The following is a 13083-nucleotide window of genomic DNA, read 5'->3' on the forward strand; positions in this document are numbered from 1 at the left end:
TTGCTCCGGTTTTTGTTGACGCAATTCCGGACGGAAAACCGTTTCACACTTTTCCTGGAATTGCTCCGGTTTTTGTTGACGCAATTCCGGACGGAAACCGTTTCACACTTTTCCTGGAATTGCTCCGGTTTTTGTTGACGCAATTCCGGACGGAAACCGTTTCACACCTTTCCTGGAATTGCTCTGGCCCCGATCACCTTGAGCGCAGGCCGCTTCCTGCGGCTCGGCAGGCGGCCGGCCACCGGCGCATCGGCCCTGCCCTCGTCCTGTTCCTTCTCGGCAAACAGCCAGTCGATGAAGAGCTGGACGATCGGCGCCGAGCGCATCTCGTTGCGACAGACGACATAGAAATCGTCGACCGCCGGCACAGACAAAGTGAAGGGCGCGACCAGCATGCCCCTGGCGAGCAAGGCGCGCGCGGTCACGGAATCGCCCAGCGCCACGCCATGGCCGTGGACCGCCGCCTCCGTCGCCATGCGCGCGTCGCCCAGATGATGGCGGCGGCCGCGCTCCAGGTCGAGCGCATCGGCGGCGGCGAGCCAGGTGTGCCACTCGCGGCCGTCGTCGCCATGCAGGAAGACGTGATCGGCGAGGTCGCGGACGCTGCGGATCGGCCGGTTGTTGATCAGTGTCGGGCTGACCACCGGAAACAGCTCGAGGCCCGACCATTTGCGTATCCAGCAGTCGCTCCAGCTGCCGTCGCCATAGTGCACGCAAACGTCGATATGCGGCGCGCGGATGTCCCTGGCGTCGTTGGAGGGGATCAGCGTGAGCTGGATGTCCGGATATTGCGCTGTGAAGGAGCCGAGCCGCGGCGTCATCCATAGCAGCAACAGCGCCGGCACACAGGATACCGACAGCACGCCGGCGCTTGCCGGCCGCGTCATGCGCTGGGTGGCGGCGGCGATGCCCTCGAAGGCGACCGAAACCGCCGGCAGGAACTCCGCGCCATGCGGCGTCAGCTTGACCCGCTGACCGGTGCGCTCGAAGAGCTTCACGCCGAGCGACCGCTCGAGCGCCTTGATCTGATGGCTGACGGCGCCATGGGTGACGTTGAGCTCGCCCGCCGCCTTGGTCAGCGAGGCATGCCGCGCCGTAGCCTCGAAGGCGCGAAGCGGGTTCAGCGGCGGCAGGCGCTTGGCCACGGATACCTCCCGACTTTGTGAAATTTTCTCACAACGAAGACCCTAACAATATCAATTGATTTTTCAAAGCGGCTGCCCGACACTTTTGCCCGGAACAGCTTCAACAGATGTGGAACCCGCGGGCGCCAGCGGGGCGACGATCCAGCCGGACAACGGGTTGGACAAGGGGCCGGCTTGGCAAATCGTCCATGCGGGCAGCGCTGCAAGCAGAGGAGGACCGGACATGGGTTACGATCGCGGCAAGCTCGAAGCGTTGCGCCGCAAATATGGCGAGAGCCATGGCGGCGAGATGTTCGACCCGAAATTCCGCAAGGTCGCCGACAAGATCTTTTCGAAGAGCGGCACGCGCCTCGCCCCCTATTCCGGCGTCCCGACCTTCCTCGCCGCGCCCTACCTGCAGGTCGCTGCCGACAATCCGGATTTCGGCGACCTGCAGGTGGCGATGATCGGCGTGCCGATGGATCTCGGCGTCACCAACAGGCCGGGCGCGCGCTTTGGACCCAGGGCGTTGCGCGCCATCGAGCGCATCGGCCCTTACAACCATGTGCTGGAATGCGCGCCGACGCATGAGCTTCGCGTCGCCGATATCGGCGACACGCCGTTCCGCAGCCGCTATCGACTGGAAATCAGCCATGAGGACATCGAAAAGCGCACCAACCAGATCGTCGATGCCGGCGTGCTGCCGCTCTCGGTCGGCGGCGACCACTCGATCAGCCATCCGATCCTGAAGGCGGTCGGCAAAAAGGGTCCGGTCGGCATGATCCATATCGACGCCCACTGCGACACCAGCGGCCTGTTCGACATGACCAAGTTCCACCACGGCGGACCGTTCCGCAACGCGGTGCTGGACGGCGTGCTCGATCCCACCCGAACGATCCAGATCGGCATTCGCGGCTCGGCCGAATATCTGTGGGAGTTCACCTATGAATCCGGCATGACGGTCGTGCATGCCGAGGAGGTGACCGGCCTCGGCATCCCCGCCATCATCGAGAAGGCGCGGAAAATCGTCGGCGATGGCCCGACCTACATCTCCTTCGACGTCGACAGCATCGATCCGGCTTTCGCGCCGGGCACCGGCACGCCGGAAGTCGGCGGGCTGACGACGCGCGAGGTGCTGGAGCTGCTGCGCGGCCTGAAGGGCCTCAACGTCGTCGGCGGCGACGTCGTCGAGGTGGCGCCGCAATATGACGCCACCACCAACACCGCCCATGTCGGCGCCCAGGTGCTGTTCGAGATTCTGAGCCTGATGGTGTTCAGCCCGGCGATCAAGAAAGGCTGACGTCTCTTATTTCACGCAATTCCAGGCGGAAACTATGGCGAAGTCGCCAAGCCTAAACCGCGTCGCACTTTTCCTGGAATTGTTCCAACCAACACGGCCGCCGCGCTGGAGCCGGCGGCCGGGTTCAACAACAAGCTTCCAGCAGGGGAACTAAAATGACTTTTCGCAACGCAGTGAAATCCGCCCTCGCGGCAATGCTGATGCTCGGCGCCGCCGGCCTCGCCACGCAGGCGAGCGCCGACGCCGTCGACGACATCACCAAGGCCGGCGCCATCAATGTCGGCATCTTCTCCGACTTCCCGCCCTTCTCCTCGGCCAGCGCCGACATGAGCATCAAGGGCTACGACATCGACGTGGCGCAAGCGATCGCCGATTCCTTGAAGGTGAAGCTGAACCTGGTCAGCGTCACCGGCCAGAACCGCATCCCTTACCTCACCGACAAGCGCGTCGATATCCTGATGAGCGTGGGCTACTCCAAGGAGCGCGAGCAGGTGATCGATTTCGCCGCCGCCTACGCGCCCTACTACATCGCTGTCATCGGTCCGGCCGAACTTGCCGTCAAAGGCAAGGAAGACCTCGCCGACAAGTCGATCGCCGTCAACCGCGGCACGCTGGAGGACACCTCGCTGACCGAGGCGGCGCCCGCTTCGGCCGACATCCGCCGCTTCGACAACTACAATTCCGTCATCCAGGCCTTCATCTCCGGCCAGACGCAATTGATGGTGGTCGGCAACGATGTCGGCGCGCAGGTGCTGGCACGCCAGGAAGCGCTCAAGCCCGAGCAGAAATTCCAGTTGCTCACCTCGCCCTCGCATATCGGCCTCAACAAGAACGAGGACCGGCTGAAGAAGGCGGTGAACGACGCGGTCGCCAAGATGCTTGCCGACGGCAAGCTCGACGAGAGCTCGAAGGCCTGGCTGAAGACTCCGCTCAATCCCGACAACCTCAAGGATTGATCCCCAGGGCGGTTCAGCTCGACAGGAAGAGCTGAGCCGCTCCCGCGCTTTGTTTTAACGCAATTCCGGACGGAAAACCGCTTCACACTTTTCCTGGAATTGCTCAATGCGCCACGCGCTTTCCAACAGGGCCAATCGCCATGGGCTACAGCCTCGACTTCGGCTGGCTTGCGGGTGCAGCGGGCGCGATCGCGCGCGGCGCGGCGACGACAGTGCTTCTGATCGTCGTCACCACGCTGGCGGGAACCTTCCTCAGCATCCTCGGCGCCGCCGGCAAAAGAAACGGCCCGAAGCCGCTCCGGCTGGCGATCGCTACCTATGTCGAGGTGATGCGCAACACGCCGTTCCTGGTGCAGCTGTTCTTCATCTTCTTCGGGCTGCCCAGCCTCGGCATCAGGCTCGACCCGATCCTGGCAGCCATGCTGGCGATGACGCTCAACATGGCGGCCTACACGATCGAGATCGTCGGCGCCGGCCTCGACGCCGTGCCGCGCGGGCAGACGGAGGCAGCGCTGGCGCTTGGCCTCAGGCCCCGACAGGTCTTCGTCAAGATCGTGCTGCCGCAGGCGCTCAAGGTGATCTACCCCGCTTTGACCAGCCAGATCGTCATCATGATGCTGGAATCGGCCGTGGTGTCGCAGATCGCGGTGCGCGAGCTGACCTACGAGGCCGACATGCTGCAGGCGCGCACTTTCCGCGCCTTCGAGACCTATCTGGTGGTGACCATGGTCTATCTCGGCCTGTCGATGGGGCTGCGCCGGCTGCTGGTCGGCGGCGGGCGCCGCGTTCTTGGAGCCGGTGTGTCATGATCGAATTCACCTTCTGGGACATATTGCGCAACCTGCTGCTCGCCGCCCGCTGGACGGTGCTGTTGTCGCTCGCCGCTTTCATCGGCGGCGCGCTGGTCGGGCTGGTCGTGCTGTTCTTCCGCATCGCCAGGAACAAATGGATCAAGCGGATCGCCTCGGGCTACATCGCGCTGTTCCAGGGAACGCCGCTCCTGATGCAGCTCTTCCTGATGTTCTTCGGGCTGCCGATGCTGGGGTTGCGCATCGAGGCTTGGACCGCGGCGGCGCTCGGCCTCACCTTCTTCGCCAGCGCCTATCTGGCCGAGATCTGGCGCAGCGGCGTCGACGCGCTGCCGCGCGGCCAATGGGACGCCGGCGCCAGCCTCGGACTGCATTACCTGCAGGAACTCAGGCTGATCATCCTGCCGCAGGCGTTCTCGATCACCCGCGCGCCGACCGTCGGCTTCCTGGTGCAGCTGATCAAATCGACGGCGCTGACCTCGATCATCGGCTTCGAGGAACTGGTCAGGACCTCCAACGCCATCAACAACGCGACCTTCGAGCCCTTCACCGTCTACGGCTTGGTGGCGCTGATCTTCTTCGTCATGTGCTTCCCGCTGACGCAATACGCACGCCGGCTCGAGCGCGCGGCAGCGCATTGAACCGCGAAAGGGACCGCCGGCGGACCTGCGGTCCTTCTCAGTGACTGAAGGAAAGCGCCAGCGCGACGCGGTCGCGCCTGAGCCAGCGCACGAGCAGCAGCGCCGCCACCACGGCCAGCCCGGACGACAGGCCGATCCAGATGCCGACGCCGTTGAAGCCGAAATGGAAGGCGAGCAGCACGCCGAGCGGCAGGCCGACGCCCCAATAGCCGATCGCGGCATAGATCATCGGCACCTTGGTGTCGTGCAGGCCGCGCAGCATGCCGGCGGCCACCGCCTGCGCGCCGTCGAAGATCTGGAACAGCGCGGCAAACACCAGGAACGACACGGCAAGCCCGATCACCCTGGCATTGGCCGGATCGGCGAGATCGATGAAGGCGCTGATCAACAGATGGGGCCACAGGATCATCACCAGCCCCATCAGCGCCATGAAGGATACGCCGATGACATAGGCGGTCCAGCCGGCGCGCGAGACGCCTTCCGGATTGCCGGCGCCGTCGGCGAGGCCGACGCGCACGGTGACGGCCTGGTTGAGGCCGAGCGGCACCATGAAGGTGATCGAGGCGATCTGGATGGCGATCGCATGCGCGGCCAGCGAATCCGCGTCGATCAGGCCCATCAGCAGCGCTGCCGCGTTGAAGATCGTCACCTCGAAGGCAAGGATGCCGGCGATCGGCAGGCCGAGCCTGAGCAGGCCGCGGAAACGCGGCCAGTCGGAGCGCCAGAAGCGGCCGAACAGACGATAGCGGCGAAACTTCTGCTCCAGCAGCACCACGGCCGCCAGGCCAACGAACATCAGCGTGCTGGAAAGCGAGGTGGCGAGACCCGAGCCGGCAATGCCCATGGCCCGAACGCCCAGATTGCCGAACATGAACACCCAGTTGAAGAAGGCGTTGCAGGCCACCGCGACGAAGACGATGATAAGCGCCCAGCCCGGCCGCTCTAGCGCCGAGATGAAGGAGCGCAGCACGATATAGCCATAGAAGGGCAGCACCGCCCATTGCAGCCAGTGCAGGTAGATGCCTGCCTGATGCGCGAGCTCCGGCTTCTGGCCCATGGCCAAAAGCACCTCTTCGCCATGCCAGAGGAACAGCCAGATCGGGATCGAGACGAGGACCGCCAGCCACAGGCCCTGGCGCACGGTGCGGCGCAGGTCGCGCACCGAATGGCGGCGGCGGCCGAGCTCGGTCGCCATCATCGGCGAGGTCGCCAGCATCAGGCCAAGGCCGAAGATCAGCGGCATGAAATAGAGGTTGGAGCCGAGCGCGCCGGCGGCGAGCGTATCCGGCCCGAGCCTGCCCATCATCATGACGTCGGTCGCAGTCATGGCGGTCTGGCCGAGATTGGTCAGCACCATCGGCCAGGCGAGCGCCAGCGTCGCCCTGATTTCCTGACGCCAAAGATTTTCCGGCGCGCGAGCGCCGGCTTCGATCGCAGACATTTTCCGCTCTTTCAGACCGCGGCGCGTCGGGACAGGGCCCGGAAGCCGCACGACAACGGCGAAAAACGGCGCCGTTTGCGCCGTCTATTGAACGAAATGCGACATGTTGGCAAGGGAGGAGGAGCGGCGACCTATTGAGCCAGAAGGAACCTCGACCTCCTCGATGCCTCTTTCATTTGCCGGCCCTGGGCTGGTACGGATGCCAAGCATGTGCAGCCGGCGGACCTGCCGGGAGGAAATGGATGCCGTTCAGGCGCAGAAAGAACACGGCCGCGATCCCGCGAACGGTGCCCGCCTTCGAGCACATCGTCACCGAGGCAAGCGACAGCTTCCTGTGGCGGCTAGACGACTATCCGTGGGAGCGCAATGTCTGGAATTTCCATCCGGAATACGAGATCCATCTGCTCAGGAAATCCTCCGGCGTGGTGCTGGTCGGCGACCATATCGGCGAGTTCGCGCCGGGGTACCTCACCATCGTCGGCGGAGGGCTGCCGCACGACTGGGTGACGGCGGTGCAGCCCGGCGAGCTGATCGAGGGCCGCGACATCGTCCTGCAGTTCGATCCCGAGCGGCTGCGCGGGTCGGCCGGGCTGCTGCCGGAACTGCGCGAGCTGGAGCCGTTCCTGGAGCGCTCGCTGCGCGGCATGGTCTTCCATGGCCAGACGGCGCTGGACGGCGCCGAGCTGATGGAACGAATGGGGGAGGTGCATGGGCTGGCAAGGCTCCGCATGTTCCTCGAACTGCTCGACCTTTTGGCCACCACCGACGAATACGAGCTGTTGTCGTCACCTGACTTTTCCCCGCTTCTCGACGCCGAGTCGCTGGACATCATCCAGCGTTCGCTGACCTATCTGTTCCAGCATTTCGCCGAGGATTTGAAGCTGCCGGATGTGGCGAAACTCGCCGGCATGAGCGAGAGCACGTTCTCGCGTTTCTTCCAGAAGAACACCGGCAACTCCTTCAGCGACCATCTTGCGAAGCTCAGGCTCTGGCAGGCCTGCAAGCTGCTTGCCGATACCGAGATCCCGATCACCGATATCTGCTTCCAGGTCGGCTACATGAACATCTCGAATTTCAACCGGGCCTTCCTGCGCAAGCACAAGATGACGCCGTCATCCTACCGCAAGCTGTCGCGGCAACGCCGGACCATGCGGGCCTGATCGCATCCGGAACCGGCTCTCCTGATACTCGTGTGACGAGCAGACTCTGCCTTCCCCGTTTTTTGCGCCGCACAATGCATAAAAGTACAGGTCCGATGCAACGGGGCTTCTAGTCTCGCTCCTTGCAACTCCTCATTTTGGCGACGGGTGGCAGGTCACCCGGGTGACGGTGAGGGTCGCTTAGCCCGAGAACCTCCGCTTCCTGCGAATGTTCCTGGAGGAGAAAAATCAATGAGATCACATCGGCTTGCTGCCAGCCTCGGCGCAGCGTTCGTGCTTACCGCTTCCGTTTCAACCGCGGCCATTGCGCAGGCGCCGGTCTGCTCGGCCCCGGTCAAGGTGCTGGCGCAGCCACGCGACGGGCTGACGCTTCTGGAAGACTCCAAGGACGAGTTCAAGAAGCTCTCCGGCGCGTCCTTCCAGATCGACTACCTCAACGAGAACGACCGTCGCGCCAAGTCGCGCGCCGACGCCTCCACTGTCGGCAACTACAACGTCTACTATGTCGACGAGGCCAATGTCGCGCTGTTCGCGTCGTCCGGCTGGATCGCGCCGCTAACCGACTATTACCCGGCTGAATACGATTTCGCCGATTTCGATCCGGGCCGCCAGAAGGTCGCCACCTATGACGGCAAGGTCTGGTTCGCGCCGCTGACCGGCGGCGGCGACCTGATGGTCTACCGCAAGGATGTGCTGGAGGCCGCCGGCATCCAGCCGCCGAAGACGCTGGACGAGCTGATCGCCGACGTGCCGAAGCTGACCAATGCCGACAAGGGCATGTACGGCATCGCGCTGCGCGGCGCGCGCGGCTCGGGCGCCAATGTCTGGCGCTGGATGCCGTTCTTCAAGGCCTATGGCGGCAAGTGGTTCGACGGCGACAAGCCGGCTTTCAATTCGGACGCGGCCGTGAAGGCGACCGAAACCTATCTCAAGCTGTTCAAGGACTCCGCTCCCGGCACGCAGACCGGCAGCTGGGATGAATCGACCGGCGCCTTCCTGTCCGGCCAGGTCGCCATACTCGTCGAATCGACACCGCTGTCGGGCATGGCGGTAGACCCGAAGACCTCGCAGGTGGTCGGCGAGGTCGGCTTCCTGCCGCCGCCCTCGCCGCTGCCCGGCGGCGGCTACGGCCACGGGCTCGCCATCGGCACCAAGGCCAATGCGGACGACGCCGCGAAGAAGTGCGCCGGCCTGTTCATCGCCTGGGCGACGTCGAAGGAGAACGAGAAGCGCCGGCTCGACGCGCATCAGTTCGGCGAGCTCAACCGCACCAGCGTGCTCTCCAGCAAGGAATTCGCCGACATCTACGGCGCCGATCTCGGCCAGGCGCTTGCCGAGACCGGCAAGGTCACGGCGGTGAACTTCTGGCAGGATCCGCGCTGGCCCGATCTTGGCGACCGCTGGGGCATCATCCTCGAGGAGCTGGTCACCGGCACCCGCACCGACATCAAGGGCGGCCTCAACGAACTCGAGGCCTATGCCAACGAGCTGGCGAAGAAGAAGTAATCCTCCAACCCGTGGCGCGCGGTCGCCGGCATTCGTCGGAATGCCGGGACCCGTGCGCCGCGGGTCCACGCCAGCGATACGATCTCTTTGTTTTTAAAGCAATTACGGACGGAAAACCGCGTCACGCTTTTCCTGGAATTGCTCCGATACCCCGAGGATAGGCAATGCGCCGACGCTCCTTTCTGCCGGTCACGTTTCTCGTTCCGACGCTGGCCATCCTGCTGGTGCTGTCGACGGTGCCGACGCTCTACGCCATCGTGATCGCGCTGCAGAACCGGGAGCTCAGCACGCCGGGCTATTCCTGGGTCTGGTTCTCGAATTTCGCCGATTTGTTTCTCGATCGCCGCTTCCTCAATGCCGTCGGGGTGTCGGTGAAATGGGAGATCGTCACGGTCGTGGCGACGATGGTGGTGGCGATCGGACTCGGCGTCCTGATGTTCGAGGTCGCATCGCCGCGGCTGCGCAATTTCTATTGCCTGCTGTTCATCATCCCGGTGCTGTTGCCGCGCGTCTCGGCCGCTTTCGTGTGGAAGTTCGCCTATCACCCGCTCTACGGCATCGCCACCTATCCCTACCGGCTCGTCACCGGCGGGCTGATCTTCGATCCGCTGTCCAAGGCCTCGACCGCCCTGTTCGCCGTCGCGTCGGTCGATGTGTGGCAATGGGGGCTGTTCTTCGCGGTGATCGTGCTGAAGCTCTTGGAAACCTTGCCGCCGCAGCCGATCGAGGCGGCCAGGCTCGACCACGCCAAGCGTTGGCAGATCCACGCCTATGTCACCTTGCCGATGCTGAAGGCGCCGCTGATCAGCCTGATGTTCGTCAAGATGATCGAGTCGCTGCGCTCCTTCGACCTCATCTATGTGATGACGCGCGGCGGGCCGGGCGTCGCGACCGAAACGCTCGACATGTATGCCTTCTCGCAAGGCTTCATCGAATCCGGCAAGGTCTCCTACGCCTCCGCCATGGCGGTGCTGATGATGATCGCCACCGTCATCACCTTCACCATGCTCTGGAAGCGGGTGCAGGCATGAAGTCATATCGGATAAGACCGGGCCGCGTGATCGCCAAGGCCATACTGGCGCTGGCCGGGTTCCTGGCCGTGTTCCCGCTGGTCTGGACCGCGCTCAATGCGCTGAAGAACAATGTCGACATCATCACGCGCGTGCCGCGCCTGGTGTTTTCGCCAACGCTTGCCAACATCGGCTACATACTCGGCCGCGACAGCGTGCTGACCGGCCTCTACAACTCGGTCGTCGCCTGCGGCAGCGCCGTGCTGATCGGCGTCGCGCTAGGGCTGCCGGCGGCCTATGCGGTGGCGCGCTATCCCAATCGCTTCGCCGGCGACATCCAGTTCTTCGTGCTGTCGCTGCGCTTCCTGCCGCCGGTGGCGGTCGCCATTCCGCTGATGGTGATCTGGCTGCAGGTCGGACTCTACGACACTTTGCCGGCTTTGATCGTCACCTATTCGCTGCTCACCATCTCGGTGATCATGTGGCTGGCGATCCCCGCCTTCCAGGCCGTGCCGAAGGAGATCGAGGAAGCGGCCTTCGTCGACGGCTACGGCGCCTATTCGGTGTTCTGGCGCATCGCGCTCCCCGTTGCGGCGCGTTCGCTGATAGGCGCCATCGCGTTCAGCTTCGTGCTGGTCTGGAACGAGTTCCTGATCGCGCTGATGCTGTCGAGCTCCAACGCCAAGACGCTGCCGATCGTGGCTTCAGAGCTCTCGCAGCAAGGCATGAACGTGCCGTGGGGGATCCTCAACGCTTCGGTCGTGCTTCTGTCGCTGCCGCCGCTGCTGTTCCTCGGCGTGCTCAGCGGCTTCCTAAATTCCGTTTTCCGGCAAAAGAAAAGTTGATGCGAGGATACCCGATGCGGGCACTGGTGCTTGAGAAAAAAGGCGAACTGTCGCTGCGCGAGATCGCGTTGCCGCTCGACGTCGGGCCGGACGACGTCAGGATCGAAATCCATACCGTCGGCGTCTGCGGCAGCGACGTGCATTACTACACCCACGGCGCCATCGGCAGCTATATCGTGCGCGCTCCGATGGTGCTCGGCCACGAAGCGTCGGGAACGATCGTGGAGACCGGCGCCAACGTCACGAGCCTGAAAGTGGGCGCCCGCGTCTGCATGGAGCCCGGCGTGCCGAACTTGTCGTCGCGCGCGACGAAGCTCGGCATCTACAATGTCGATCCGGATGTCCGCTTCTGGGCCACGCCGCCGGTGCATGGCGTGCTTGCGCCTTATGCGGTGCATCCGGCGGCCTTCACCTACAAATTGCCGGACAATGTCTCCTTTGCCGAAGGAGCCATGGTCGAACCCTTCGCCATCGGCATGCAGGCGGCGACGCGCGCCCGTATCGTGCCCGGCGATATCGCCGTCGTTGTCGGTTGCGGGCCGATCGGAATCATGATCGCGCTCGCCGCCCTGGCCGGAGGCTGCTCGAAGGTGCTGATCTCCGACTTTTCCGCTCCCAAGCTGGAAATCGCGGCGCGCTATCCAGGCATCGTGCCGATCAACATCGGCGAGCGGTCGCTGGTCGAATCTGTACGGGCCGCGACCGACGGTTGGGGCGCCGACATCATCTTCGAGGCGAGCGGCAACCCGAAAGCCTTCGCCGATCTGTTCGACATCGTGCGTCCGGGCGGCGCGGCGGTGCTGGTCGGGCTGCCTGTGGAGCCGGTCAGCCTCGACGTGCCGGCGGCGATCTCCAAGGAAGTGCGCATCGAGACCGTGTTCCGCTACGCCAACATCTTCGACCGCGCCCTGCAGCTCATCGCCTCCGGCAAGGTCGATCTCAAGCCGCTGATCACTGGCACCTATGATTTCCCGGACAGCATCAAGGCGTTCGAGCGGGCGGCTGCCGGCAACCCGCAGGACGTCAAGCTGCAGATCCTGCTCACCGGCGAGAAGGGATAAGGGATGTCGGCGATCGTTTGCTCCCATGTCGACAAGGCCTATGGCGCCACAACCGTCATCCGCGATCTCAACCTCTCGATCGAGGAGCACGAATTCGTCGTGTTCCTCGGCCCGTCGGGCTGCGGCAAATCCACCCTGCTCCGGATGCTGGCCGGGCTGGAGGACATCAGCGGCGGCGAGGTTTCGATCGGCGGTAAGGTGGTGAACGATCTCGACCCAGGCGACCGCGGCATCGCCATGGTGTTCCAGAACTACGCGCTCTATCCGCATATGACGATCTTCGACAACATCGCCTTCGGGCTGAGGCGGCAGAAGGTGCAGGCCGCCGAGATCGGGAAACGGGTCGAGGCGGTGTCCAGAACGCTCGGACTCGAACCCTATCTCGGCCGCAAGCCGACCGAGCTCTCCGGCGGCCAGCAGCAGCGCGTGGCGATCGCGCGCGCCATGATCAAGACGCCGAAAGTGTTCCTGTTCGACGAGCCGCTGTCCAACCTCGACGCCAAGCTGCGCAACCATATGCGGGTCGAGATCGCCAGGCTGCACCAGTCGCTGAAGACCACGACCGTCTATGTCACCCACGACCAGCTCGAGGCGATGACTTTGGCCGATCGCATCGTGCTCCTGAAGGACGGCGTGATCGAGCAGATCGGCTCGCCGGCGGAGATCTATCGCCGTCCCGGCAATATGTTCGTGGCCGGCTTCATCGGCACGCCGAACATGAATTTCATCGAGGTGACGGTCAGTCGGGCAGAGAACGGGTGGACGCTGAACGGCGCTGGGACGGTGCTTCCGATCGAGGGCGGGGGATTCCATCTGCAGCATGGCGACCGCGCCGTCTTGGGCATCCGGCCCCCGGACCTGAAGACGGCAAGCAACAATGCGGGCAGCAAGCTTTTGCTGGGCACGGCCGATCTCATCGAATTCCACGGCAATGACGCGCTGGTGACCTTCGGCTCGGGCGGCAAGGAAATCAGCGCGCTGGTGCCGGCCCGCGAATGCCCGGACCTCAGCGCGCCCGTGCGTTACACGTTCGACGAAGAAAGCATCCATCTGTTCGACGCGACGACGGGCGCATCGTTACTGAAACGATAGGGGCTTGTCGCTGGCTTCGGGGGAAGTTTTTGCCCCAAATTTCATCGGCCGCCACTGTCAGCAGACCTAAGCGTTCCAGGAAATCGCGGTAGCAATCTCAGATATTCCTTGTATGGAATACTGGGCGGTTTTCACCAC

At 64.0% G+C, this 13083-nt stretch carries 12 protein-coding genes; 10 read left to right on the forward strand and 2 right to left on the reverse strand.

Features of this window, described 5'->3' with window-relative positions:
- Window positions 1-161: 161 nt before the first annotated feature.
- Window positions 162-1145: a transcriptional regulator GcvA gene (gcvA, locus tag EN874_RS10800; RefSeq protein WP_127424766.1), complete on the reverse strand. Its 984-nt coding sequence runs from the start codon at window positions 1143-1145 to the stop codon at window positions 162-164.
- 223 nt (window positions 1146-1368) lie between these two features.
- Between gcvA and speB the strand changes: the two genes are divergently transcribed.
- The 4 genes from speB (at window position 1369) to EN874_RS10820 (ending at window position 4830) form a co-directional block, all read left to right on the forward strand.
- Window positions 1369-2424: an agmatinase gene (gene speB, locus EN874_RS10805; RefSeq protein WP_127424767.1), complete on the forward strand. Its 1056-nt coding sequence runs from the start codon at window positions 1369-1371 to the stop codon at window positions 2422-2424.
- 155 nt (window positions 2425-2579) lie between these two features.
- Window positions 2580-3380: a transporter substrate-binding domain-containing protein gene (locus EN874_RS10810; RefSeq protein ID WP_126086425.1), complete on the forward strand. Its 801-nt coding sequence runs from the start codon at window positions 2580-2582 to the stop codon at window positions 3378-3380.
- Between the two features lie 140 nt (window positions 3381-3520).
- Complete coding sequence (locus EN874_RS10815) at window positions 3521-4189, forward strand: amino acid ABC transporter permease (RefSeq protein ID WP_127424768.1); 669 nt, start codon at window positions 3521-3523, stop codon at window positions 4187-4189.
- A complete protein-coding gene (locus tag EN874_RS10820) occupies window positions 4186-4830 on the forward strand; it encodes an amino acid ABC transporter permease (RefSeq protein WP_126086427.1) in 645 nt (214 codons plus the stop codon). Before EN874_RS10815 ends, EN874_RS10820 begins: the two co-directional genes overlap by 4 nt.
- Before the next feature lie 37 nt (window positions 4831-4867).
- Here EN874_RS10820 and EN874_RS10825 read toward each other — a convergent pair whose 3' ends face one another.
- Window positions 4868-6271, reverse strand: a complete 1404-nt coding sequence (locus tag EN874_RS10825) for an MATE family efflux transporter (protein WP_127424769.1) — start codon at window positions 6269-6271, stop codon at window positions 4868-4870.
- Window positions 6272-6513: 242 nt separating this feature from the next.
- Between EN874_RS10825 and EN874_RS10830 the strand changes: the two genes are divergently transcribed.
- The 6 genes from EN874_RS10830 (at window position 6514) to ugpC (ending at window position 12945) form a co-directional block, all read left to right on the forward strand.
- Window positions 6514-7431 carry an AraC family transcriptional regulator gene (locus EN874_RS10830; RefSeq protein ID WP_127424770.1) on the forward strand — a complete coding sequence of 306 codons (918 nt, stop codon included), beginning with the start codon at window positions 6514-6516 and terminating at the stop codon, window positions 7429-7431.
- Between the two features lie 231 nt (window positions 7432-7662).
- Entirely contained in the window at window positions 7663-8937 is a 1275-nt protein-coding gene (locus EN874_RS10835) for an extracellular solute-binding protein (RefSeq protein WP_127424771.1), read from the forward strand.
- Window positions 8938-9101: 164 nt separating this feature from the next.
- Complete coding sequence (locus tag EN874_RS10840; RefSeq protein WP_127424772.1) at window positions 9102-9968, forward strand: sugar ABC transporter permease; 867 nt, start codon at window positions 9102-9104, stop codon at window positions 9966-9968.
- Window positions 9965-10792 (forward strand): carbohydrate ABC transporter permease, encoded by an 828-nt coding sequence (locus EN874_RS10845; protein WP_168247439.1) that lies wholly within the window; start codon window positions 9965-9967, stop codon window positions 10790-10792. Before EN874_RS10840 ends, EN874_RS10845 begins: the two co-directional genes overlap by 4 nt.
- A gap of 14 nt (window positions 10793-10806) precedes the next feature.
- Complete coding sequence (locus EN874_RS10850; protein ID WP_127425027.1) at window positions 10807-11853, forward strand: NAD(P)-dependent alcohol dehydrogenase; 1047 nt, start codon at window positions 10807-10809, stop codon at window positions 11851-11853.
- Between the two features lie 3 nt (window positions 11854-11856).
- Entirely contained in the window at window positions 11857-12945 is a 1089-nt protein-coding gene (gene ugpC, locus EN874_RS10855; RefSeq protein ID WP_127424773.1) for a sn-glycerol-3-phosphate ABC transporter ATP-binding protein UgpC, read from the forward strand.
- Window positions 12946-13083 lie beyond the last annotated feature (138 nt).

The sequence above is a fragment of the Mesorhizobium sp. M1D.F.Ca.ET.231.01.1.1 genome (genome assembly GCF_003999155.2).
Classification (GTDB): Bacteria; Pseudomonadota; Alphaproteobacteria; order Rhizobiales; family Rhizobiaceae; genus Mesorhizobium.

Excerpts from the sequence above, each read along its gene's own strand:
- EN874_RS10835 (WP_127424771.1), top strand. The coding sequence starts at position 7,663 with ATGAGATCACATCGGCTTGCTGCCAGCCTCGGCGCAGCGTTCGTGCTT.
- EN874_RS10830 (WP_127424770.1), top strand. The coding sequence starts at position 6,514 with ATGCCGTTCAGGCGCAGAAAGAACACGGCCGCGATCCCGCGAACGGTG.
- EN874_RS10810 (WP_126086425.1), top strand. The coding sequence starts at position 2,580 with ATGACTTTTCGCAACGCAGTGAAATCCGCCCTCGCGGCAATGCTGATG.
- EN874_RS10815 (WP_127424768.1), top strand. The coding sequence starts at position 3,521 with ATGGGCTACAGCCTCGACTTCGGCTGGCTTGCGGGTGCAGCGGGCGCG.
- EN874_RS10840 (WP_127424772.1), top strand. The coding sequence starts at position 9,102 with ATGCGCCGACGCTCCTTTCTGCCGGTCACGTTTCTCGTTCCGACGCTG.
- EN874_RS10825 (WP_127424769.1), bottom strand. The coding sequence starts at position 6,271 with ATGTCTGCGATCGAAGCCGGCGCTCGCGCGCCGGAAAATCTTTGGCGT.
- EN874_RS10820 (WP_126086427.1), top strand. The coding sequence starts at position 4,186 with ATGATCGAATTCACCTTCTGGGACATATTGCGCAACCTGCTGCTCGCC.
- EN874_RS10845 (WP_168247439.1), top strand. The coding sequence starts at position 9,965 with ATGAAGTCATATCGGATAAGACCGGGCCGCGTGATCGCCAAGGCCATA.
- speB (WP_127424767.1), top strand. The coding sequence starts at position 1,369 with ATGGGTTACGATCGCGGCAAGCTCGAAGCGTTGCGCCGCAAATATGGC.
- ugpC (WP_127424773.1), top strand. The coding sequence starts at position 11,857 with ATGTCGGCGATCGTTTGCTCCCATGTCGACAAGGCCTATGGCGCCACA.
- EN874_RS10850 (WP_127425027.1), top strand. The coding sequence starts at position 10,807 with ATGCGGGCACTGGTGCTTGAGAAAAAAGGCGAACTGTCGCTGCGCGAG.